Annotated in this window: 17 protein-coding genes; 6 read left to right on the top strand and 11 right to left on the bottom strand. The window is 67.5% G+C overall.

The window, feature by feature from the left end; translation table 11 throughout:
• Positions 1-61 precede the first annotated feature (61 nt).
• The 7 genes from WKR98_RS15490 to rpsB all read right to left on the bottom strand — a co-directional run bounded on the left by WKR98_RS15490 (position 62) and on the right by rpsB (position 6366).
• Positions 62-1276 carry a 1-deoxy-D-xylulose-5-phosphate reductoisomerase gene (locus WKR98_RS15490; RefSeq protein WP_341434003.1) on the bottom strand — a complete coding sequence of 405 codons (1215 nt, stop codon included), beginning with the start codon at positions 1274-1276 and terminating at the stop codon, positions 62-64.
• Positions 1273-2124 (bottom strand): phosphatidate cytidylyltransferase, encoded by an 852-nt coding sequence (locus WKR98_RS15485; RefSeq protein ID WP_341434002.1) that lies wholly within the window; start codon positions 2122-2124, stop codon positions 1273-1275. The genes WKR98_RS15490 and WKR98_RS15485 overlap by 4 nt, the downstream gene beginning before the upstream one ends.
• 4 nt (positions 2125-2128) lie before the next feature.
• Positions 2129-2908, bottom strand: coding sequence for a polyprenyl diphosphate synthase (gene uppS, locus WKR98_RS15480; protein WP_124689715.1), 780 nt, complete (start codon positions 2906-2908; stop codon positions 2129-2131).
• 36 nt (positions 2909-2944) lie between these two features.
• Positions 2945-3505 carry a ribosome recycling factor gene (gene frr, locus WKR98_RS15475; protein ID WP_124689716.1) on the bottom strand — a complete coding sequence of 187 codons (561 nt, stop codon included), beginning with the start codon at positions 3503-3505 and terminating at the stop codon, positions 2945-2947.
• Positions 3506-3533: 28 nt separating this feature from the next.
• A complete protein-coding gene (gene pyrH, locus WKR98_RS15470) occupies positions 3534-4265 on the bottom strand; it encodes a UMP kinase (RefSeq protein ID WP_124689717.1) in 732 nt (243 codons plus the stop codon).
• Positions 4266-4476: 211 nt separating this feature from the next.
• Positions 4477-5358, bottom strand: a complete 882-nt coding sequence (tsf, locus tag WKR98_RS15465) for a translation elongation factor Ts (RefSeq protein ID WP_124689718.1) — start codon at positions 5356-5358, stop codon at positions 4477-4479.
• Between the two features lie 258 nt (positions 5359-5616).
• On the bottom strand, positions 5617-6366 hold the full coding sequence (rpsB, locus tag WKR98_RS15460) for a 30S ribosomal protein S2 (RefSeq protein ID WP_124689719.1): 750 nt from the start codon (positions 6364-6366) through the stop codon (positions 5617-5619).
• A 316-nt stretch (positions 6367-6682) separates the two neighbouring features.
• Here rpsB and map point away from each other — a divergent pair, with 316 nt between their 5' ends.
• The 4 genes from map to gstA all read left to right on the top strand — a co-directional run bounded on the left by map (position 6683) and on the right by gstA (position 13418).
• Positions 6683-7495: a type I methionyl aminopeptidase gene (gene map, locus WKR98_RS15455; protein WP_124689720.1), complete on the top strand. Its 813-nt coding sequence runs from the start codon at positions 6683-6685 to the stop codon at positions 7493-7495.
• Positions 7496-7507: 12 nt separating this feature from the next.
• Positions 7508-10108: a [protein-PII] uridylyltransferase gene (locus tag WKR98_RS15450; RefSeq protein ID WP_341434001.1), complete on the top strand. Its 2601-nt coding sequence runs from the start codon at positions 7508-7510 to the stop codon at positions 10106-10108.
• 136 nt (positions 10109-10244) lie between these two features.
• Positions 10245-12761: a glycogen/starch/alpha-glucan phosphorylase gene (locus WKR98_RS15445; RefSeq protein WP_445936100.1), complete on the top strand. Its 2517-nt coding sequence runs from the start codon at positions 10245-10247 to the stop codon at positions 12759-12761.
• Between the two features lie 54 nt (positions 12762-12815).
• Positions 12816-13418: a glutathione transferase GstA gene (gene gstA, locus WKR98_RS15440; RefSeq protein ID WP_341433999.1), complete on the top strand. Its 603-nt coding sequence runs from the start codon at positions 12816-12818 to the stop codon at positions 13416-13418.
• A gap of 171 nt (positions 13419-13589) precedes the next feature.
• On the opposite strand, the gene WKR98_RS15435 is transcribed toward gstA, so the two are convergent.
• The 4 genes from WKR98_RS15435 to smc form a co-directional block, all read right to left on the bottom strand.
• Positions 13590-14351 carry an S-methyl-5'-thioinosine phosphorylase gene (locus WKR98_RS15435; RefSeq protein ID WP_341433998.1) on the bottom strand — a complete coding sequence of 254 codons (762 nt, stop codon included), beginning with the start codon at positions 14349-14351 and terminating at the stop codon, positions 13590-13592.
• Positions 14352-14385: 34 nt separating this feature from the next.
• Positions 14386-16443 carry an NAD-dependent DNA ligase LigA gene (gene ligA, locus WKR98_RS15430; RefSeq protein WP_341433997.1) on the bottom strand — a complete coding sequence of 686 codons (2058 nt, stop codon included), beginning with the start codon at positions 16441-16443 and terminating at the stop codon, positions 14386-14388.
• 20 nt (positions 16444-16463) lie between these two features.
• Positions 16464-17555, bottom strand: a complete 1092-nt coding sequence (locus WKR98_RS15425) for a cell division protein ZipA C-terminal FtsZ-binding domain-containing protein (protein WP_124689726.1) — start codon at positions 17553-17555, stop codon at positions 16464-16466.
• A gap of 61 nt (positions 17556-17616) precedes the next feature.
• Positions 17617-21147 (bottom strand): chromosome segregation protein SMC, encoded by a 3531-nt coding sequence (gene smc / locus WKR98_RS15420; protein ID WP_341433996.1) that lies wholly within the window; start codon positions 21145-21147, stop codon positions 17617-17619.
• A gap of 276 nt (positions 21148-21423) precedes the next feature.
• On the opposite strand from smc, the gene queF reads away from it, so the two are divergent.
• A complete protein-coding gene (gene queF, locus WKR98_RS15415) occupies positions 21424-21843 on the top strand; it encodes a preQ(1) synthase (RefSeq protein ID WP_341433995.1) in 420 nt (139 codons plus the stop codon).
• Positions 21844-21970: 127 nt separating this feature from the next.
• Positions 21971-23290 carry a lysophospholipid transporter LplT gene (gene lplT, locus WKR98_RS15410; RefSeq protein ID WP_124689729.1) on the top strand — a complete coding sequence of 440 codons (1320 nt, stop codon included), beginning with the start codon at positions 21971-21973 and terminating at the stop codon, positions 23288-23290.

The following is a 23290-nucleotide window of genomic DNA, read 5'->3' as shown; positions in this document are numbered from 1 at the left end:
TGACAGGATTATCGGCCAAAGGCCGGTGACCGGGAGCCTGGCGGCGCGGCAAGCGCGCCTCCTAGCGGCCCGTCCCGGCGTTCCGGGCCAGGGCCTCGCGGGCCCGTGCGCGGGCCTCGCCATCCAGGTCGAGCAAGCCATCCAGGCTGCCCAGCCGGCCCGCCACGCTCGTCCATGCGCCATCCAGCACGGTCTCGATGATAGCCGCGATTGCCGGATAGGGGGCGGCGCCCCGCAGGAAAGCCTCGACCGCCACTTCGTTGGCGGCATTCAGGGCCACGCAGGCACCCTGCCCCGCGCGCAGCGCCTCGAAGGCCAGCCGCAGGCAGGGGAAACGGGCCAGGTCAGGGGCCTCGAAGTCCAGCCGGCCCAGGCGGGCCAGGTCGAGCGGCCCCACGCCCGTGGCGATGCGTTCGGGAAACGCCAGGCCGTACGCGATGGGGGTGCGCATGTCGGGATGGCCGAGTTGCGCCAGCACCGAGCCGTCGTCGTACTCGACCATGGAATGGATCACGCTTTGCGGGTGGACCACGACGTCGATGCGCTCCGGCGGCATCGCGAACAGCCAGTGCGCCTCGATGACCTCCAGCCCCTTGTTCAGCATGGTGGCCGAATCGACCGAGATCTTGCGCCCCATGGACCAATTGGGATGGGCACAGGCCTGGTCCGGCGTGACGTCCGCCAGGCTGTCCAGCGGCCGGGTGCGGAACGGGCCGCCGGAGGCGGTAAGCAGCAGCCGGCGCACGCCCGGCGCCGGCGCCTGGGCCGCCGAAGCACGGGCGCCATGCGGCAGGCACTGGAAGATGGCGTTGTGTTCGCTGTCGATAGGCAGGAGTTCGGCGCCGTTGTCGCGCACCGCGTCCATGAACAGGCGCCCCGCCACCACCAGGGCTTCCTTGTTGGCCAGCAGCACCCGCTTGCCCGCGCTGGCGGCCGCCAGCGCCGAAGGCAGCCCTGCGGCGCCCACGATGGCGGCCATGACCGTGTCGCTGGCCTCGTCGGCGGCGGTCTCGGCCAGCGCCTCTGCGCCCACGCGGATCTCGGGCAGCCGTGCCCGGCCCCGCCAGGCGTCGACGAAACGCTGGCGCGCCGCGTCGTCGGGCACCACCACGACGGCGGCCTGGCTGGCTTCCGCCTGGGCGGCAAGCTGCTCCATGCGGCTGTGGGCGCTCAGGGCATGGACGCGGTAGCGCTGAGGATGGCGCGCGATCACGTCCAGCGTGCTGGCGCCGATGGAGCCGGTGGCGCCCAGTAGGGTGACGGTACGGAAGGTCATGACAGCAGGACGGCCAGCGGCAGGACGGGAATCAGGGCATCGATGCGATCCAGCACGCCGCCATGGCCCGGCAGCAGGCTGCTGGAATCCTTGATGCCGGCGCGCCGCTTGATCAGCGATTCGAACAGGTCGCCCGCGATGGACAGCGCCGCCAGCACCACCGCCAGGATCAGCGCCCCGGCCCATCCCCAGCGCGCGACCAGGGCGGCGCCGAAGGTGCCGGGGAAGAAGCCGCAGGCCAGCACGAAGACCGCCACGCAGACGATGCCGCCCAGCGCGCCCTCGCGGGTCTTGCCCGGGCTGATGTGCGGCGCCAGCTTGTTGCGTCCCAGTGCCCGGCCGACGAAATAGGCGGAGATGTCGGCGATCCAGACCACCGCCATCAGGGTCAGCAGGAACGGCACGCCGCGCGCGAACGCCGCGGTCAGCGCCGACCAGGCGGCCAGCAGCGCGAACGGCGCCAGCATGGTCAGCCACGGGTTGCGGGGCTCGGCGTCGGGACTGGCGCGGAACAGCATGGGCACCAGAAGGCCCAGCCAGACCGCCGAGACGGCGATCCACAGGCCGCGCCAGGCATCGCCGGCGGGCCCGGCCGACAGGTCGGCGCCGCCGCTGTTCCAGCGCCAGGCGATCAGCGCCGCGCCCAGTATCACGCCCGCCGCGATGGCGGGCAGGTGCGCGCGGCCGGTGCCGCCGCGAGGCGACAGCGTCAGGCGCCACCACTCCCACAGCGCGCAGCCCACGAACACGGCCATCAATATCTCGAAGGGCCGCGGATCGGCAACCGCCAGCACGGCGACCAGGACGATCAGCAGGACGATGGCGGTGACGACGCGTTGCCCGAGCATGGACTCAGCCGCCGTTGGAGGAGACGTCCGCCGGCGCCTTCAGCTGGGCGCTGGTACGGCCGAAGCGGCGTTCGCGGCTGCGATACGACTTGCACGCCAGGTCCAGTTGCTCGGCATCGAAATCGGGCCAGAAGCAATCGGTGAAATACAGCTCGGTATAGGCCAGTTGCCAGACCAGGAAGTTGGAGATGCGCTTTTCGCCGCCGGTGCGGATGAACAGGTCCGGCTCGGGCGCGTAGGCCATCGACAGGTACGGCGACAGCATGGCCTCGTCCAGTTGCTCGGGATGGGCGGCCAGGTCCGGACGGGCGGCCAGCAGGCGGCGCGTGGCCTCCAGGATGTCCCAGCGTCCGCCGTAGTTGGCGGCGATGGTCAGCGTCAGGCGGTCGTTGCCGCTGGTACGCGCTTCCACGTCGGCGATCAGCTCGCGCAGCCGGGGTTCGAACGCGCTGACGTCGCCCACGACCTTGAGCTTGATGCCGTTGCGGGCCAGCCGGGCGACTTCCCGCTCCAGCGCATGGACGAACAAGCGCATCAGCAGCGAGACCTCGTCGGCCGGCCGGCGCCAGTTCTCGGAACTGAAGGCGAACAGGGTCAGGTATTCGACGCCGCGGGCGGCGCAGGCTTCCACCACCGCCCTGACGGCATCCACGCCCTTCTTGTGGCCCGCCACGCGGGGCAGGAAGCGCTGCGTGGCCCAGCGGCCGTTGCCGTCCATGATGATCGCCACATGCCTGGGCACGGCGTCGGTACGGGGAACACCGAGGGTTGAACTCAGGGCCATGTCAGCTCCGCTGGGACCGAATGTACATGGCGGAATTCAAACCGTCATGATCTCCGCTTCTTTCTGCGTGACCACCTTGTCGATCTCGGCGACGAAACGGTCGGTCAGCTTCTGGACGTCGTCCTGCGCGCGGCGCTCTTCGTCCTCGGAGATTTCCTTGTCCTTGACCAGGCGCTTGAGCTGTTCGTTGGCGTCGCGGCGCAGGTTGCGCACGGCGACCTTGGCATCCTCGCCCTCGCCCTTGACCACCTTGGTCAGTTCGCGGCGGCGCTCTTCGGTCAGCGCCGGCATCGGCACGCGGATCAAGTCGCCCATGGACTGGGGATTGAGCCCCAGGTCGGATTCGCGGATGGCCTTCTCGACCACCTGCGCCATTTTCTTTTCCCAGGCCTGGACGCTCAGGGTGCGCGCATCGAGCACGCTCACGTTGGCGACCTGGCTCAGCGGCACCATGGAGCCGTAGTACTCGACCTGGACGTGGTCCAGTATGCCGGCATGGGCACGACCCGTACGGATCTTCGCGAGACTGCCCTTCAGGGTGTCGATGGACTTGCCCATCTTGGTCTCGGCGTTTTTCTTGACGTCGGAAGCGCTCATTGCGGTCTCCTAAATGCTGAACAATCGATCAAACGTGCACCAGCGTGCCTTCGTCGTCGCCCGCGACGACGCGCTTCAGGGCGCCAGGCTTGTTGATCGAAAAAACCTTGATCGGCAGCTTCTGGTCGCGGCACAGCGCGAACGCCGTCGCATCCATCACTTCCAGGCGACGCACGATGGCCTCGTCGAAGCTGATGCGGCTGTAGCGCGTGGCCGTGGGATCCTTCTTGGGATCGGCGGAATAGATGCCGTCGACCTTGGTTGCCTTCAATACGATTTCGGCACCGACCTCGGCGCCGCGCAGGGCGGCGGCCGTATCGGTGGTGAAGAACGGGTTGCCCGTGCCGGCCGCGAAGATCACGACCTTGCCCTCTTCCAGGTAGCGCAGGGCCTTGGGGCGGATGTAGGGCTCGACCACCTGTTCGATGGTCAGCGCGGACTGCACGCGGGCATCGACGCCGCGGCGCTTGAGCGCATCCTGCAGCGCCAGCGAGTTCATGATGGTGGCCATCATGCCCATGTAGTCGGCGGTGGCGCGGTCCATGCCCTGGGCACCCGGCGCCACGCCGCGGAAGATGTTGCCGCCGCCGATGACCAGCGCCAGCTCGACGCCCGACTCGGCCACTTCGGCGATTTCCTCGACCATGCGGCCGATGGTCGCGCGGTTGATACCGAACGCATCGTCACCCATCAGGGCCTCGCCCGACAGCTTGAGCAGGACGCGCTTGTACGCCCCCGTTTTCGTTCCAGATGCGTTCATTTCCACCGTCATACATGCTCCCGCGCAATCGCCGACATCCGGCCCTTCTCCGCCCGCAGAGGCCCACCCTTCTGCGCTGCGTCACATCTACATCTTTACAACAGCCCCACTTCCCCCAGACGAGGCACGAGGGATCCGGCTCCGCCGGTCCCTCGAGGCCGCCCCCCCGGGGGGCGCGCGCAAGCGCGTAGGGGGGGTCAAACTACAGGGGTCAGCTTTTAGCAGCAGCAGCCTGGGCAGCGACTTCGGCGGCGAAGTCGGTGACCTTCTTCTCGATGCCTTCGCCCACGACGTACAGCACGAACTGCTGGACGGCGGAGTTCTTGGCCTTGAGCACCTGCTGCACGGTCTGCTTGTCGTCCTTGACGAACGGTTGCGACAACAGCGTAACCTCTTTCAGGAACTTCTGGACCGAACCTTCGACCATCTTGGCGACGATGTCGGCGGGCTTGCCCGATTCGGCGGCCTTCTGCTCGGCCACCGAACGCTCGCGCTGGATGTCGTCCTGCGACACGCCCGAGGCGTCCAGCGCCTTCGGCTTGGTGGCTGCGACGTGCATGGCGATGTCCTTGCCCAACGTTTCGTCGCCGGAGTACTCGACCAGCACGCCGATGCGGCCGCCGTGCACGTACTGGGCCAGCTTGTTCTCGGTCGCGATGCGGGTGAAGCGGCGGATGGAGATGTTCTCGCCGATCTTGCCGACCAGGGCGGTACGCACGCTTTCCACGGTGCCGTCACGGAACGCCAGCTCGGACAGGGCCGCGACGTCGGCCGGGTTGGCCTTGGCGATCAGCTCGGCGATATCGTTGGCGAACTGGACGAAATCGTCGTTCTTGGCCACGAAATCGGTTTCGCTGTTGACTTCGACGGCGACGCCGGTCTTGGCATCGGCCGAGACATACAGGGCCACCAGGCCTTCGGCGGTGACGCGGGCGGCGGCCTTGCTGGCCTTGCTGCCCAGCTTTACGCGCAGGATTTCCTCGGCCTTGGCCAGGTCGCCACCGGCCTCGGTCAGCGCCTTCTTGCACTCCATCATGGGCGCGTCGGTCTTCTCGCGCAGTTCCTTGACCATTGCTGCGGTAATTTCGGCCATGATTACTCCTGACATCTTCCGCCCTTCACAAAGGCGGAAATATAGTTTGACTAAAAAGAAGGGGCACAAGGCCCCTTCAAGCATTCACCTGCGAAAGCCCAGCCCCGGCCCAGACCCAGGATGCGGTGGATCCGGCTCCGCCGGTCCACCCGCATCGCCCCCTTGAGGGGGCGCCCGAAGGGCGTAGGGGGTGGGTTTCCCTTCCGGTCCACCCGCATCGCCCCCTGGGGGGCGCGCGCAAGCGCGTAGGGGGGGACCTTATTCCTCGCCTTCGACTTCCACGAACTCGTCGCCGCCTTCGGTCACGGCATCGACCACGCCTTGCAGGGCCTGCTCGCGGCCTTCGGCCACGGCGTCGGCCACGCCACGGGCGTACAGGGCGATCGCCTTGGACGAGTCGTCATTGCCCGGGATGACATGGGCCACGCCGTCCGGCGAGTGGTTAGTATCGACCACGGCGACGACCGGAATGTTAAGCGCCTTGGCTTCGGTGACGGTAATTTTGTGATACCCGACGTCGATGATGAAGATCGCGTCCGGCAGGCCGTTCATGTCCTTGATGCCGCCGATGGACTTGTTCAGCTTCTCGAGCTCGCGCTGGAACATCAGCGCTTCTTTCTTGCTCATGCGCTCGGTCGCGCCCTCGGCCTGCATGGCTTCCATGTCCTTCAGGCGCTTGATCGAGGTCTTGACCGTCTTGAAGTTGGTCAGCATGCCGCCCAGCCAGCGGCTGTCGACGTAGGGCATGCCGCAGCGCTGCGCTTCCTCGGCGATGATCTCGCGAGCCGCGCGCTTGGTGCTGACGAACAGGATCGTGCCGCCACGGGCCGACAGTTGACGCACGAACTTCAGAGCGTCCTGGTACAAGGCCAGGGTCTTCTCGAGGTTGATGATGTGGATCTTGTTGCGATGGCCGAAGATATAGGGGGCCATCTTGGGGTTCCAGAAGCGGGTTTGGTGGCCGAAGTGGACACCGGCTTCCAGCATTTCGCGCATGCTAACGGACATATTAACTCCGAGGGTTGGGTCTTGCACCGTATCAGCACCCGCCCGGCCACATGAGGCCCGGCCGGCACCCTGGACGACACGGCGCGCGGTTGAAAATAGCGTTGAAAAACTTCCTGAAATCACAGGAAGCCTATAATTCTACTATTTTCCGGACCACCTGCTCAAGCGACCTGCCCGGCCCGGCCCTGGCCTTCGTCGCTTCCTGTTACAAGAAAGCCTCGCCACGCCCCCTTCGGAGGGCGTTCCAGGCTGGCTGCGGGGTCGCGACGGGCGGTCCGGGGCCATAATGGAGCGCACACAGCGCGGGAAGCAGATCATGAGCATCACCATCAAGTCGGCCGAGGAAATCGGGAAAATGCGCGAGGCCTGCCGGACGGCGGCCAGCGTGCTGGATTTCATCGCGCCCCACGTCAAGCCGGGCGTGACCACCGGCGAACTGGACCGGCTCTGCCTGGAATACATGACCGACGAACTGAAGGTGAAGTCGGCCACGATCGGCTATGCGCCGCCGGGCTACCCGCCCTTCACCGGGGCGATCTGTACCTCGGTCAACCACCAGGTCTGCCACGGCATACCCGGAGACAAGGTCCTGAAGAACGGCGACTCGCTCAATATCGACGTCACCATCATCAAGGACGGCTGGCACGGCGACACGAGCCGGATGTTCTTCGCCGGCGAACCGTCCATCCTGGCGCGCCGCCTCGCGCAGGTCACCTACGAATGCATGTGGCTGGGCATCGAGCAGGTCCGGCCCGGCGCCCATCTGGGCGACATCGGCCACGCCATCCAGAAACATGCCGAAGCCCATGGCTACAGCGTGGTCCGGGAGTTCTGCGGCCACGGCATCGGCCAGGTCTTCCACGAAGATCCGCAGGTGCTGCACTACGGCAAGCCCGGCACCGGCATCGAGCTGCTGCCCGGCATGATCTTCACGGTGGAACCCATGATCAACGCCGGACGCCGGGAAATCCGCGAACTGGCCGACGGCTGGACCATCGTGACCCGGGACCACAGCCTGTCGGCCCAGTGGGAACACACGGTGGTGGTGACGGACACGGGCTACGAGACCCTGACCGTCTCGCCCGGCATGCCCGCCCCGCCCAGCTTCGTCGCCGCCAAGGCCGCCTGACCCGCCTTCCCCATGTCCACCGCCACGCTGACCTCGCCCGCCCTGAACGAACTGCAGGACTTGCGCAACACCATGCGGGCGGCGCGCGAACGCGCGATCGCCACCTACCGCGAGAACCTGCGCGCCGACGGGCTGCTGACGGAGCTGCGGCGCATCGTCGACCGCACGCTGCTGGCGCTGCTGGAACGCCATCCGCTGCCCGAGGGTGCGACGCTGGCGGCCGTGGGCGGCTACGGCCGGGGCGAGCTGTACCCCTATTCCGACGTGGACGTGCTGGTGCTGCTGCGCCAGCCGCCCGGCGCCGAGGACGAGGCCAGGATAGGCGGGCTGATCACGGCGCTGTGGGACATCGGGCTGGAACCCGGCCACAGCGTCCGCACGGTGGAAGAATGCATGGCCGAGGCGGCCCGGGACATCACCGTGGAGACGGCGCTGCTTGAGGCCCGCTACCTGGCCGGCAGCCGGACGCTGATGCGCCAGTTCGAGACCGCGATGCGCGGCCGGCTGGACAAGCGCGCCTTCTTCCACGACAAACAGCTGGAGATGCAGCAGCGGCACACCAAGTACAACTACACGCCGTACGCGCTGGAACCCAATTGCAAGGAATCGCCCGGCGGCCTGCGCGACCTGCAGGTCATCCTGTGGATGGCGCGGGCGGCGGGCTTCGGCAAGACCTGGGCCCAGGTGGCCCGCGCGGGGCTGCTGACGGCCGACGAGGCGCGCCACCTGCGGCGCGCCGAGCAGGCCTTCAAGCGCCTGCGCATCGAACTGCACCTGCTGACCGGGCGCCGCGAGGACAGGCTGGTGTTCGACATCCAGCCGGCCATGGCCAAGGTGTACGGCATCGAGGCCGGCGGCGCGCGCCGCCCCAGCGAAATGCTGATGCAGCGGTACTACTGGGCGGCCAAGCTGGTCACCCAGCTCAATACCATCCTGGTCCAGAACCTGGAAGAGCGCCTGTTCGCGCGGCCCGGCGAAGAGGCCCAGCCCATCGACGAGGATTTCCGCAGCCTACACGAACGGCTGGACATGTACCGGGACGACGCCTTCGAGCGCAACCCGACGCTGCTGCTGCGCGCCTTCCTGGTCATGCAGCAGCAGCCCGCGCTCAAGGGCATGTCGGCCCGCATGCTGCGCGCCATCTGGCACGCGCGCCGGCGCATCGATGCCCAGTTCCGGCGCAATCCGGTCAACCGCCATCTGTTCCTGTCCATCCTGCAACAGCAGCGCGGCATCGTGCATGAACTGCGCAGGATGAACGAACTCAGCATCCTGCCGCGCTATCTGCTGCCCTTCCGCCGCATCGTCGGCCAGATGCAGCACGACCTGTTCCATGCCTACACCGTGGACCAGCACATCCTGATGGTGGTGCGCAACCTGCGCCGCTTCACGATGCCCGAGCACGCGCACGAATACCCGCTGTGCAGCCAGTTGATCGCGAATTTCGACGGCCACTGGATCCTGTACGCGGCGGCCCTGTTCCACGACATCGCCAAGGGCCGCGGCGGCGACCACTCCGAGCTGGGCGCGGCCGAAGCGCGCAAGTTCGCGCGCGAGCACGGCCTGGCCAAGGACGACGCGGCGCTGCTGGAATTCCTGGTGCGCCAGCACCTGACGCTGTCGTCGGTGGCGCAGAAGAAGGACTTGTCGGATCCGCAGGTCATCCAGGAATTCGCGGCGCTGGTGGGCGACACGCGGCACCTGACCGCGCTCTACCTGCTGACCGTGGCCGACATACGCGGCACCAGCCCCAAGGTCTGGAACGCCTGGAAAGGCAAGCTGCTCGAGGACCTGTTCGTCAAGACACGACGAGCGCTGGGCGGCGAGATCCCCGACTCCCGCGCCATCCTGGAAAACCGCAAGGAAGAGGCGCTGGGCGCGCTGCGGCTGGCGGGACTGACGGAGGACGCCCACGAGGCCCTGTGGAAGCAGTTGGACGTGGCCTATTTCCTGCGCCACGAGGCCCCCGAGATCGCCTGGCAGACCCGGCACCTGTACAACAAGGTCAACAGCGAGGCACCCATCGTGCGCGCCCGTCTGGCGCCCATCGGCGAAGGCCTGCAGATCGTGGCCTACGTCAAGGACCAGCCCGACCTGTTCGCCCGCATCTGCGGCTATTTCGACGAACGGCATCTCAGCATCCAGGACGCCCGCATTCACACCACCCGCCACGGCTGGGCGCTGGACAGCTTCATCGTGCTGGCCCAGGGCACGCCCAGCGAGCAGCGCTCGCTGCTGAGCCTGGTCGAACACGAACTGACCCAGCGGCTGGCCACGCCCAATGCCGCCGGCCCCGCCGCGGCCGGCCAGACCGTGCCGCTCGGCCCCCGCCAGTCGCGGCAGTCGCGCATGTTCCCGATCACGCCCGCGATCGAACTGCGGCCGGACGAGCGCGGACAGTCGTGGATACTAAGCGTGACCGCCTCCGACCGGACCGGGCTGCTGCACGCGCTGGCGCGCACCTTCGTCAAGCACGGCATCAACCTCAAGACCGCCAAGGTCATGACGCTGGGCGAACGGGTCGAGGACACCTTCCTGATCGACGGCGACGCGCTGAACAACGCGCGCAGCCAGATCCAGTTCGAGCAGGACCTGCTGGAAGCGCTGCAATGACTAGGGCCCAGCCCCGTTCACGGGGCTGTCGCATGCTTAACCAATTGAAAGCGCGGCTTGCGCCGTCCGGATCCCAAAAGCAACAATAGCCGGGTTGCCCTGCTCCTGGGGCGGCGTACCGATGGGAGCTCCGCACGTGTCCGCACCCGTTCCCCTGCCGGCCAATGACGATGACGACCGCACGTCGTTCTCCAAGGAAAGCCTGAAGCGCGCCTTCTTCGACCACCTGCTCTACACGATAGGCAAGTTTCCGAAGATCTCGGGCAAGAACGACTTCTACCTGGCCCTGGCCCATGCGATACGCGATCGCAGCCTGCAGCGCTGGATCAGCAGCACGGCCCAGTACAACCAGAGCGCGCCGCGCACCGTCGCCTACCTGTCGGCCGAATTCCTGATGGGCCCGCACCTGGGCAACCACCTGATCAACCTGGGCATCGCCGACAGCGTGCGCGAGGCCCTGGCCGAACTGAAGCTGGATTTCGGCGAGATCCTGCGCCAGGAAGAAGAGCCCGGCCTGGGCAACGGCGGCCTGGGCCGCCTGGCCGCCTGCTTCCTGGATTCGCTGGCTACCGGGCAGATCCCGGCCTTCGGCTATGGCATCCGCTACGAATACGGCATCTTCTTCCAGACCATCATCGACGGCTGGCAGGTCGAGAACACCGACAAGTGGCTGCGCTACGGCAACCCCTGGGAAATCCAGCGCGCCGAATGGGCGGTGGAGATCAAGCTGGGCGGCCACACCGAGCAGTACACCGACGACGCCGGCTACCTGCGCGTGCGCTGGGCCCCCGAGAAGACCGTGGTGGGCGTGCCGTTCGATTCGCCCATCCCCGGCTACCGCGTCAACACCACCAACACGCTGCGCCTGTGGCGGGCGGAGGCCACCGAATCCTTCGACTTTTCCGTCTTCAACCAGGGCGACTACCTGGGCGCGGTCAACAAGAAGGTGACGTCCGAGAACCTGACCAAGGTGCTCTACCCCAACGACGAAACCACCCAGGGCAAGGAACTGCGGCTGGAGCAGCAGTATTTCTTCGTGTCGTGCTCGCTGCAGGACATGCTGCGCATCCACCTCGCCCGGGGCGGCGCCATCGGCGACTTCGACAGGAAGTTCGCCATCCAGCTCAACGACACGCACCCGGCCATCGCCATCGCAGAACTGATGCGGCTGCTGGTGGACGAGCACCTGCTGCCGTGGGACCAGGCCTGGAGCATCACCACGCGCTGCTTCTCGTACACCAACCACACGCTGCTGCCCGAGGCGCTGGAACGCTGGCCGCTGGACCTGTTCCAGCGCATCCTGCCGCGCCACCTGGAACTGATCTACGAGATCAACGCGCGCTTCCTGAATGACGTGCGCATCCATTTCCTGGGGGACGAGTCCCGCATCTCCCGCCTGTCGCTGATCGACGAAAGCGGCGAGCGCTACGTGCGCATGGCGCATCTGGCCTGCGTCGGCAGCCATGCCATCAACGGCGTGGCCGAACTGCACTCGGACCTGCTCAAGCACGGACTGCTGAAGGACTTCTACGAGATGTGGCCCGAGAAGTTCACCAACGTCACCAACGGCGTCACGCCGCGCCGCTGGCTGGTCCTGAGCAATCCGCGGCTGACCTCGCTGGTGACCGGCGCCATCGGCGACGGCTGGGTGACCGACCTGCCCCGCATCCGCCTGATCGAGGACTACATCGACGATGCCGCCTTCCGGCAGGAATGGCGCGCGGTCAAGCGCGCCAACAAGGTGGATCTGGCCGCGCTGATCCTGCGCCGCACGGGCGTGAAGGTCGATCCCGACTCGATGTTCGACGTGCTGGTCAAGCGCATCCACGAATACAAGCGCCAGCACCTGGCGGTCCTGCACATCGTCACCCTGTACCACCGCCTGAAGTCCGGCCGGGCGCGCGACCCCCTGCCCCGTACCTTCATTTTCGGCGGCAAGGCCGCGCCCGGCTATCACACGGCCAAGCTGATGATCAAGCTCATCACCTCGGTGGGCGAAGTGGTCAACAACGATCCCGACGTGCGCGACCTGCTCAAGGTGGTGTTCATCCCCAACTTCAACGTCACTCAGGGCCAATGCATCTATCCGGCCGCCGAGCTGTCCGAGCAGATCTCGCTGGCGGGCAAGGAAGCCTCGGGCACCGGCAACATGAAATTCGCGATGAACGGAGCGCTGACCATAGGCACCATGGATGGCGCCAACATCGAGCTGCGCGACCAGGTCGGGGCCGAGAACTTCTTCCTGTTCGGCCATACCGCCGCGGAAGTGCGCCACATCAAGACCGCGGGCTACCACCCCGGCGACTACTACCACAGCCACAGCGAACTGCGGACCTGCCTCGACCTGATCCAGAGCGGCTTCTTCTCGCGCGGCGACACCGAACTGTTCCGGCCGCTGGTCGACGACCTGCTGCGGCACGACCCCTACCTGCTGCTGGCGGACTACCAGTCCTACATCGAATGCCAGGATCTCGTCAGCCAGGCCTATCGCGACACCGAAAGCTGGACGCGCATGTCCATCCTGAATACCGCGCGCTCGGGCAAGTTCTCGTCGGACCGCAGCATCCGCGAATACGCCGAGCAGATCTGGAACGTGAAGCCGGTGCCGGTCGAACTGTACGACGAGGCCGAAATGGAGCACACGCTGCGGTGAAAGCTGGCAAGCGGTGAGAGAATAGCCGCTCTACCCCCCTTTCATCGAGGCCACATGAAACTCTACTACTCCCCCGGCGCCTGCTCCCAGGCCCCCCACATCGCCCTGCGCGAGGCAGGCATCGACTTCACCTGGGAAAAGGTCGACCTCAAGGCCAAGACCACCGAGACCGGCCAGGACTTCCGCAAGGTCAACCCCAAGGGCTACGTGCCGGCGCTGGAAGTGTCCCCCGGCGTGGTGATGACCGAGCTGGCCGTGCTGCTGCAATACGTCGCGGACCTCGTGCCGGCGCGCAAGCTGGCGCCCCCGCCCGACAGCGCCGAGCGCTACGCGCTGCAAACCTGGCTGGTGTTCATCGCCACCGAGATCCACAAGGGTTTCTCGCCCATGTTCAAGCCCGCGCTGAGCGAGGAAGGCAAGGACGTGTTCCGCCAGATCCTGGCCACGCGCCTGGACTACGTGCAAAGCGAACTGTCGCAGCGCGAATACCTGATGCCCGGCGGTTTTTCCGTGGCCGACATCTACCTGTTCGTGACCACCGGCTGGGCCTCGCGCCTGAACTACGACCTGTCGCGCTGGCCCGCCATCGTGGCCTTCCGCGAGCGCATCGCGCAGCGCCCCGCCGTGCAGGCGGCGCTCAAGGCCGAAGGCCTATAGTAAATCCCCCCCTACGCGCTGACGCGCGCCCTGAGTCGTGGGCCCCCAGCCGCTACGCGGCAGCCCCCCGATGGCGGCTGGGCCCGCCTTGGGGCGGCCCGGCGCCGGGCCCAGGGGCGGCACTGGCGGACCGGCGAAGCCGGATCCGCGGTGCCCGGAATCACTGACGAATCACGCGGCTCCGTCGGCGCAGTTGGCACCTACCAGCTGGCCGAGGATGCGGTGGACGTTCTGCATGCTGTCGTCCACCACCACGCGCATGCCCTGCATGGAAATCTCGCCCACGCTGGCGCGCTGGCCCGCGGCATCGTTGGTGACGAGGCACAGGGCTGCATAATCCAGGTCGAGTTCCCGCGCCAGGGCCGCCTCGGGCATGCCGGTCATGCCCACCATGTCGCAGCCGTCCCGCCCCATGCGGCGGATTTCCGCGGCGGTCTCCAGCCGCGGGCCCTGCGTGCAGCCATAGACGCCGCCATCGACCACGTCTATCCCGCAGGTCCGCGCCGATTCCAGCAGGTCGTGCCGCATGGCGGTCCCGTAGGGCTGGGTCATGTCCACGTGCGCCACCGGCTGGTCGCCGCCTTCGAAGAAGGTGCGGGGCCGTTCGGTGGTGTAGTCGATGATCTGGTCGGGCACGACGATGACGCCGGGCACGAGAGGACCCGTGATGCCGCCCACCGTCGCCACCGACACGATGCGCCGCACCCCGACCTCGTGCAGGGCCCAGAGGTTGGCGCGATAGTTGATGCGGTGCGGGGCCAGCGTATGGCCGTATCCATGGCGGGCCAGGAAGACGATTTCCGCGCCGTCGCCGATGCGGCCGTAGGTCAGCGCCCCTGAAGGTTCGCCATAGGGCGTGCGCACGACCTGGCGGCGCGTCACGACGAGCCCGGTCAAATGGTAGAGGCCGGTGCCTCCGATGATTGCCTGCATGGTTTTCCTTCCCGCGAAGCGGCGCTTCGCCCTGTCAAGACTGCAGCAAGGCCTTCAGGCCGTCTTCGTCGAGCACGGCGATGCCGAGCTCCTGGGCCTTGGCGAGCTTGCCGCCGGCGTCGGCGCCGGCGACGACATAGTGGGTCTTCTTGGATACCGAGCCGGTGACCTTGCCGCCGGCGGCGCGTATCAGTTCGGCCGCGTCCTCGCGGGCCAGCGTGGGCAGCGTGCCGGTCAGCACGAAGATCTTGCCGCCTATGGGGCCCGCCGTGCGGTCCACGACGGTTTCCGTGCCGGGCGTCACGCCGTTGCGCAGCAGGTCGGCCACGACCTCGCGGTTGTGCGGTTCGGCGAAGAAGCGAAAAATGGACGCGGCCACCACGGGTCCGACGTCCGGCACCGCCAGCAGTTCGGCCTCGGCCGCGTTCATGACCGCGTCCAGGTTGCCGAAATGGCGCGCCAGGTCGCGGGCCGTGGACTCGCCCACGTGCCGTATGCCCAGCGCGAAAAGAAACCGGCCCAGCGGCGGTGTACGGGTCGCGGCGATGGACTCGACCAGGTTGCGCGCGGACTTCTCGCCCATGCGGTCCATGCCGGCCAGTTCTTCCTCGTTCAGCGTGTAGAGGTCGGCCAGCGTGTGCACGCGGCCGCGTTCGACCAGCTGGTCGATCAGTTTCTCGCCCAGCCCTTCGATGTCCAGCGCGCGGCGCTGGGCGGCATGCCACAGCGCCTGCTTGCGCTGCGCGGCGCAGAACAGGCCGCCGGTGCAGCGCGCGATGATCTCGTCCTCGGGCCGCTCGATGGCCGATCCGCACACCGGGCACTGGCTGGGCATGACGAACTTGCGGGCGTTGGCGGGACGCTTGTCCAGCACCGGCGTCACGACCTCGGGAATGACGTCCCCGGCGCGGCGGACCACCACCGTATCGCCGATGCGCACGTCCTTGCGCTCGATCTCGTCCTCGTTGTGCAGCGTCGCGTTGGTGACCGTGACGCCGCCCACGAACACCGGCTTGAGCCGCGCCACGGGTGTGATGGCCCCGGTGCGGCCGACCTGCACCTCGATGCCGAGCAGCTCGGTGGTGGCTTCCTCGGCCGGAAACTTGTGCGCGACGGCGAAGCGCGGCGCGCGCGAAACGAACCCCAGCGCGCGCTGCGCCTCGAGCGCGTTGACCTTGTAGACCACGCCGTCGATGTCATAGGGCAGCGAGGCTCGCAGCCCCTCGACCCGCCGGTAGAACTCCAGCAAACCGGCCGCGTCCGACACCAGCTGGCGCTCGCGGTTGACCGGCATGCCCAATTCCTGCAGCCAGTCCAGCATGCCCATGTGGGTATCGAAGGGCGGCGCGTCGGCACGGGCCTCCTTGCCCGGTAGGCTGCCGCGTATCTCGCCCCAGCCGTAGGCGAAGAATCGCAGCGGACGGCGGGCGGTGATGCGCGGATCGAGCTGCCTCAGGCTGCCCGCCGCGGCATTGCGGGGATTGATGAAGACTTTCTCGCCGGCTTCGCGCTGGGCGTCGTTCAGGCGCTCGAAATCCTTGCGGAACAGCAGCACCTCGCCGCGAACCTCCAGCACGTCGGGCACGGGGCCCGCCAAGGTGAGCGGGATGGATCGTATGGTCCGGATGTTGGCGGTGATGTCTTCGCCCGTCTGGCCATCGCCCCGCGTCGCGGCCCGTGCAAACTTGCCGTCTTCGTAGCGCAGGCTGACGGCCAGTCCGTCCAGCTTCAGTTCACAGGCGTACTCGACGGCGGATTCCGTTTCCAGGCCGTCGCGCACCCGCTTGTCGAAGGCCTGGATGTCCTCGTCGTCGAAGGCATTGTTCAGGGACAGCATGGACACCGCGTGGCGCACCGAGCCGAAAGCCGACAGCGGCGCGCCCCCCACCCGCTGGGTGGGGGAATCGGGCGTGGCCAGGAGCGGGAACTCCTGCTCGAGCTTGACCAGCTCCGCGAACAGCGCGTCGTACTCGGCGTCGCTGATCAGCGGATCGTCCATCACGTAGTAACGGGCGTTGTGCACGGCCAGCTCCTGGCGCAACTGCGCCGCCCGCTGCATGGCCTGGTTTTCCCGATCGACCCCCGACACCATATCCACTCCGCCTGCGTGCCTTATCCGAATACCCTCAGGGCACGCACCGAACCGGCCTTCAGGCCGGACTGCTCCAGCCGCGCATACAGCGCCAGCAGTTGCTTGTCGATGGCCGCCTCGGCGCCGTCCGCCAGCGGCCGGCCGTTGTCGTCGACCACCGTGGCTTCCAGGCGCGTGGCCAGCCCGCGGGCGACCTGGGCCATCTGCGCGAAGGCGTGCTCATGGGCGGGCGCGCGGGGCACGTCCAGGATCAGGCTGAGCTGGCCGATGGTGGCCGGTCCGGCCGAACCCAGCGACACGCCGTCGCTGCGGCCCAGCGTGAAGCGGATCGCGCCGTCCTGGTCGACCCAGGGCAGGCGGCCGTCGTGGATGGACGAGAAACCGGCTTCACGGGCGGCGGTCAGCACGTCGCCCGAGGACCAGCGGCGGCTGCTGGCCACCAGGGTCAAGCCGACCTGCGCGTCGAGCGCGGCGCACACCGCATCGAGCTTGTTGGCGCGATCCAGCACCGCCTGGGTATCGCTGGCTTCCACCGTACCGTCGAACCGATCGGCCAACACGCGCGAGCGCGACAGCGCCTCGGCCCATTCGCCGGCGCTGAGCGGACCGCTGCGATTGGCCAGCAGCACGGCCACCTGGACCGACGCATAGTTCTCGCCGCCGCGGATGGCGGAGCGATGCGAACCCTCGGCGGTTTCCGCGAATACGCGCAGCGATTTCTGGCCGGCGTGGCGGATGCCCTGCGTGAAGGCCGCCAGTTCGTCGCCCGGCACGGGCTCCAGGAAGGAGACGTCGATGACGGTCTCGCAGGCCTCGTCGGCCTCGTCGGTGTCGTGCTGCTGCACCGCGGCCGCGCCCTCCACCGGTGCGTCCATGCCCCCGACGATGTTGGCCTCGGCGGCTTCCGCCGCGCCGAGCCCCGGCTCGCGGCGTACGCCTTCCGCCTTGGGCAGGCCCGCTTCGATGCCGTGCAGCAAGGGGTCCTTGCCCGAATCCGGGAAGCCGTCCTGTATCTGCTTGCGGGCGCGGCGGTCCTGCCACCAGTTCAGTCCAAGCACGACGACGATGGCCAGAACGCCAAGGGCGATGAGCCCGGTTTGTAGATCACTCATTGGTGTGTTCCCGATGGCGGGGCATGGTGGAAAGAGTGCCGGTTCGCGGGCTGCCGGCTCATCAGGCGGCCTCGACGGCAAGTTGCATGGCCGAGTCGATGTCGACGGCCACGATGCGAGAGACGCCCTGCTCCTGCATGGTCACGCCAACCAGCTGGTGCGCCATTTCCATCGCGATCTTGTTGTGCGAGATGAACAGGAACTGGGTCTGTTCGCTCATCCGGCGCACCAGGTTCGCGTAGCGCTCGGTGTTGGCGTCGTCCAGCGGCGCGTCGACCTCGTCCAGCAGGCAGAACGGCGCCGGGTTGAGCTTGAACATGGCGAACACCAGCGCGGTGGCGGTCAGGGCCTTCTCGCCGCCGGACAGCAGGTGGATGGTGCTGTTGCGCTTGCCCGGAGGCTGGGCCATGACCTGCACGCCGGCGTCCAGGATTTCTTCGCCGGTCATCACGAGCTTGGCCTCGCCGCCGCCGAACAGCGACGGGAAGAGTTCGCCGAAGTTGCGGTTGACGGTATCGAAGGTTTCCTGCAGCAACTGGCGCGTCTCGCGGTCGATCTTGCGGATGGCGTCCTCGAGCGTGTCGATGGCGGACTGCAGGTCGGCCTGCTGGGCATCCAGATAGGTCTTGCGTTCGCGCGAGGCGTTCAGCTCGTCCAGCGCGGCCAGGTTGACCGCGCCCAGGGCGGCGACCTCGCGGGCCAAGCGCTGCACTTCCGCCTGCAGCCAGTTGGGACGCTGCCACTCCTTGGGCAGCGCGTCGAGCTGCTCGCCCAGCGCCGCCAGGTCCAGTTCCTGCCCGGCCAGTTGCTCGGCATATTGTTCCTGCGCCAGGCGGGCCGCCTGTTCCTTCAGTTGCAGCTCGGTGATGCGGCTGCGCAGCGGCTCGAGCGAACGCTCGATGCCCAGGCGCTGCTCGTCGGCCGCGCGCAGTTGCGCGGCCAGGGTATCCATCTCGATGCGGGCGCGGTTCAGCACCTGTTCGCGCTCGCTGCGCAATTCGAGCGCGGATTGCAGGCCGGCCTGGGCCGCCGCGTCGTCCAGCACGCGCAGTTCCTGCTGCACCCGCTCGGCCTCGGTGGCGGCGCGCTGGCTTTGCTCGCCCGCCAGTTGCAGGCTGCGGCGCAGTTCGTCGATGCGGGCGCGCAGGCCCCGCTCGGCGAAGCTGGCCTCCTGGGCCGACCGTTCGAGTTCGCGCAGGCGGTCGCGCGCGCGCTGGACGTCGGCTTCGCGTTGTTCCTGGGCCATCTGCGCGTCCTCGAACGCGGACTGCTTGTCGCCCAGCTGGGTATCCAGGATCTCGAAGCGGCCTTCGGCCTCTTCCTTGCGGATGCGGGCTTCTTCTTCCTGGGCTTCCAGCTCGGCGCGTTCTTCGCGGATGCGCCCGGCGCGTTCCTCGGACTGGGCAGCCTGCTGCGACAGCTTGGAATGCTCGAGCTGGATGGCGTGCAGCCGTTGGGTGACCTCGGCCAGGCGCTGGCGTGAGGCGGGCAAGGCCTGGGCCACCTGCTGGTAGCCGGCTTCCGCGCGCGCCACGGCGGAGCGGGCCTCGTCGGCGATGAGCTGCTGCGCCTTCAACTGGCGTTGCAGGTTCTCGATCTCCTGCTGGCGCGCCAGCATGCCGGCCTGCTCGGAATCGGGGGCGTAGAAACGGACGCTGTTGTGCCCGATCAGGTGCCCTTCCTTGACCACGAACTGGCCGCCCTCGGGCAGCTGGGTGCGCGCGGCCAGCGCCTGGGTGGCGTCGGCGGCCGTGTAGACGTCGCGCAGCCAGTCGGCCATCAGGGAACGCAGGCCCGGATCGGTGATGCGCAACAGCGAGGCCAACGGCGTCAGCGCCGCCGGCGCGGCGGCCGGCGCCGTGGCCGGCGGCATCTGGTAGAAGGCCAGCCGCGCGGGCGGCGAGTCGCCGAAGAAAGCCTTGGCCCATTCGAGATTGCTGACTTCCAGCGCGGCCAGCCGCTCGCGCAGCACGGCTTCCAGCGCCGTTTCCCAGCCGGGCTCGATATGCAGCTTCTGCCACAGGCGGCCGAGCTGCGTCAGTTCATGCTTTTCCAGCCAGGGATGCAGCGCGCCCTGCTTCTGCACGTCCTGCTGCAAGCGGGTCAGGGCCGAGAGCCGGGCCTCGATCTGCGAGACGGCGGCCGCTTCCTTCTGCACCAGCTCCTGGGCCTGGCGGCGGCCGGCATCGACCTGCGGCAGCTGGGCGTCCAGCGTGGACAGTTCCTGCCGGGCATGCTCGACGCGCTGCTCGGTATCGGCCAGGTCGCCCGTCAATTGTTCCAGCCGCACCGGATCGGGGCGCTGCAGGTTGCGTTCTTCCTGCTCCAGGCGCTCGCGGCGCTGCGCCAGGGCCTGCAACTGGCGGTCGGCTTCGCGCTGCTCCTGGGCGGTCAGGGCCAGGTTCTGCTCGACCTGGGACAACGCGCCGCGCAGCTCGGACAAGCCGGACGCGGCATCGCGCACCTTGGCCTCGACGTCGGGCAACTGGGCCTGCGCCTCTTCGGCCACGATGCGCGCTTCCTCGGCCCGGGCCTCGCCCACGGCCAGGTCTTCCTCGGCCTGCGCCAGCTGGTCGCTGCCGGTCTCGTGCTGCTCGTTCCACTGGGCGATCTGCTGTTGCAGCTGCGCCAGTTGGGCCTGCATGCGGTTGCGGGCCTCGACCACGTACTTGATCTCGGCCTCGAGCCGGCTGACCTCGGCATTCGCCTCGTACAGCCCGCCCTGCGCGGCATGGACGGCATCACTGGCGGCATAGTGCGCCTGGCGCGTGCCCTCCAGGTCGGACTCCAGCTTGCGCAGGCCGGCCATGGCGGCCTCGAGGTCGGTCTGGGCCTGTTCGATGGCCAGCGCGTGCTTCATGCGGTCGCCGTCGGCCTCGCGCTTCTTCAGCAGCCACAGGAAACGCTGCTTCTGTTCGCTTTCCGCCTGGAATCCCTGGTAGCGCTGGGCGACCTCGGCCTGCGCCTCGAGCTTTTCGAGCTGGGTGGCCAGTTCGCGCAGGATGTCCTCGACCCGGGTCATGTTCTCGCGCGTGTCGGACAGGCGGTTCTCGGTCTCGCGGCGGCGTTCCTTGTAGCGCGACACGCCGGCGGCCTCTTCCAGGAACACGCGCAGTTCGTCGGGCCGGGCCTCGATGATGCGCGAGATCATGCCCTGGCCGATGATGGCGTAGCCGCGCGCCCCCAGGCCGGTGCCCAGGAAGATGTCATGGATGTCGCGGCGGCGGACCTGCTGGTTGTTGACGAAATAGCTGCTGGTGCCGTCGCGGGTCAGCACGCGCTTGACGGCGATTTCGCCGTACTGGCTCCATTGTCCGGACGCCCGGCCCTCGGCATTGTCGAACACCAGTTCGACCGAGGACCGCGCCGCCGGCTTGCGGTTGACCGATCCGTTGAAGATCACGTCCTGCATGGACTCGCCGCGCAGCTCGGAGGCCTTGGATTCGCCCAGGACCCAGCGCACGGCATCGATGATGTTGGACTTTCCGCAGCCATTGGGCCCCACCACGCCGACCAGCTGGCTCGGCACCTGGATGGACGTGGGGTCGACGAACGACTTGAAACCTGCGAGTTTGATCTGGGTAAGTCGCACCGGAAACGAAGCTTCGCTTAAAAAGACAGGAAAAGGAACCGATCCGCTCCCGAGCCGGTCGGATATGGCAAAACGCGCCCTACCTCCGACTCAGGGCACCGAGGATCCGGCTCCGCCGGTCCGCCAGTGCCGCCCCCTTGAGGGGGCCGCGCGAAGCGCGGAGGGGGTGGGGCCCATACACCTTCGTATAATACCAAAGGGTCATCGGCAAGGTTACGCCAGGAGCCGCCGCCCAGCCTGTTTTTTCATTTTCGTTACGTATAGATCGCAAGAGACATGCCCTCTCAACCCAGCAAGAGCCTAGACACCTTCGCCAACCCCAGCCCGGGGCGCGACTTCCAGATCCACATCGAGGTGCCCGAATTCACCTGCCTGTGCCCGATGACCGGACAGCCGGACTTCGCCCTGCTGATCATCGACTACATCCCCGACCAGCTGTGCGTCGAGCTCAAGAGCCTGAAGCTCTACGCCTGGAGCTTCCGCAACGAAGGCAAGTTCCACGAAGCGGTCACCAACGAGATCCTGGACGACCTCGTGCGCGCGCTGTCCCCGCGCTTCATGCGGATCACCGCCAAGTGGTACGTGCGCGGCGGCATCTTCACCAACGTCGTCGCCGAGCACCGCCAACCCGGGTGGACACCGCAGCCCGCCGTGCAACTGCAGGAATTCGCGCCCGGCAGCAATATCCGCGGGTAACTACCACCGGATCGGCCGGGACGCGATGCGGAACCTGCGCTACGATGCGCGGCACGCATTCCTGCCGTAGTGCCCCGAGTGAGGCACTTTCCGATCCACTCAAAGGCACACGAGTCCACGCCTACCGATGAAACGCGGCTTTTACCTGATCATGGCGGCGCAGTTTTTTTCCTCGCTCGCCGACAATGCGCTTTTCATCGCCGCGATCGCGTTGATCCAGCAGTTGGACGGACCGGACTGGATGACGCCCATGATCAAGTGGTCGTTCGCCCTGGCCTATGTCCTGCTGGCCGCCTTCGTGGGCGCGTTCGCGGACTCCTTCCCCAAGGGCCGCGTGATGTTCGCCACCAACTCGGTGAAGATCATCGGCTGCCTGACCATGTTCGCCCATGCCAGCTTCGGGCTGGCCGACCACCACCAGGTCTATACGGTGTGCGCGGCCTACGCGCTGGTGGGCATAGGCGCGGCGGCCTACTCGCCCGCCAAGTACGGCATCATCACCGAACTGCTGCCGCCCGAGCAGCTCGTCAAGGGCAACAGCTGGATCGAAGGGCTGACCGTGGTGTCCATCATCCTGGGCGTGGTCCTGGGCGGCGCGCTCATCAGCCCCAAGGTCTCGGCCTGGCTGCTGTCGCTGGACCTCAGCCCCGGCTTCGGCCCCGACATCCAGACGCCGGCCGAGGCCGCCATCATGGTCATCGCGCTGGTGTACCTGGTGGCCGCCTTCTTCAACCTGCTCATCCCGTCCACCGGCGTGTGCTACCCGCGCCAGCAGCGCAACCCCATCAGGCTCATGACCACCTTCGGCTGCTTCGTGGCCACGCTGTGGCGCGACAAGCTGGGCCAGATCTCGCTGGCGGTGACCACCCTGTTCTGGGGGGCCGGCGCGACGCTGCAGCTGATCGTGATCGAATGGGGGCGCGTGCAGTTGGGGCTGCCGCTGAACAAGGCCTCCATCCTGATGGGCGTGGCGTCGGTAGGGACCATCCTGGGCGCCACGCTGGCCGGCAAGGTGCCGCTGCACCATGCGCTGGCCGTGCTGCCCATGGGGGTGGTGATGGGCCTGGTCGTGATGCTGATGCCGCTGGCCTACGAACCCTGGTTCGTCTATGCGCTGCTGATCGCCATCGGCGGCCTGGGGGGCTTCTTCGTCGTGCCGATGAACGCCTTGCTCCAGCACCGGGGCCACGTGCTGCTGTCGGCCGGCCACTCGATCGCGGTCCAGAACTTCAACGAGCAGTTGAACATCCTGCTGATGGTGGCGGTTTATTCGCTGATGCTGGGCATGCAGATTCCCATCAACACCATCATCATCATCTTCGGCACGCTGGTAGCCTGCCTCATGCTGCTGATCATGGGCTGGAACCGCCACAACCACCGCACCCACCCGGACCTCGACCTGGTGATAGGCAGCCGCGCGCACGGCACGGCGCTGCGCGGGGACTAG

It is taken from the genome of Pigmentiphaga sp. YJ18 (assembly GCF_038066655.1).
Classification (GTDB): Bacteria; Pseudomonadota; Gammaproteobacteria; order Burkholderiales; family Burkholderiaceae_B; genus Pigmentiphaga.
This window is presented reverse-complemented; position numbering and strand designations above follow the sequence as displayed.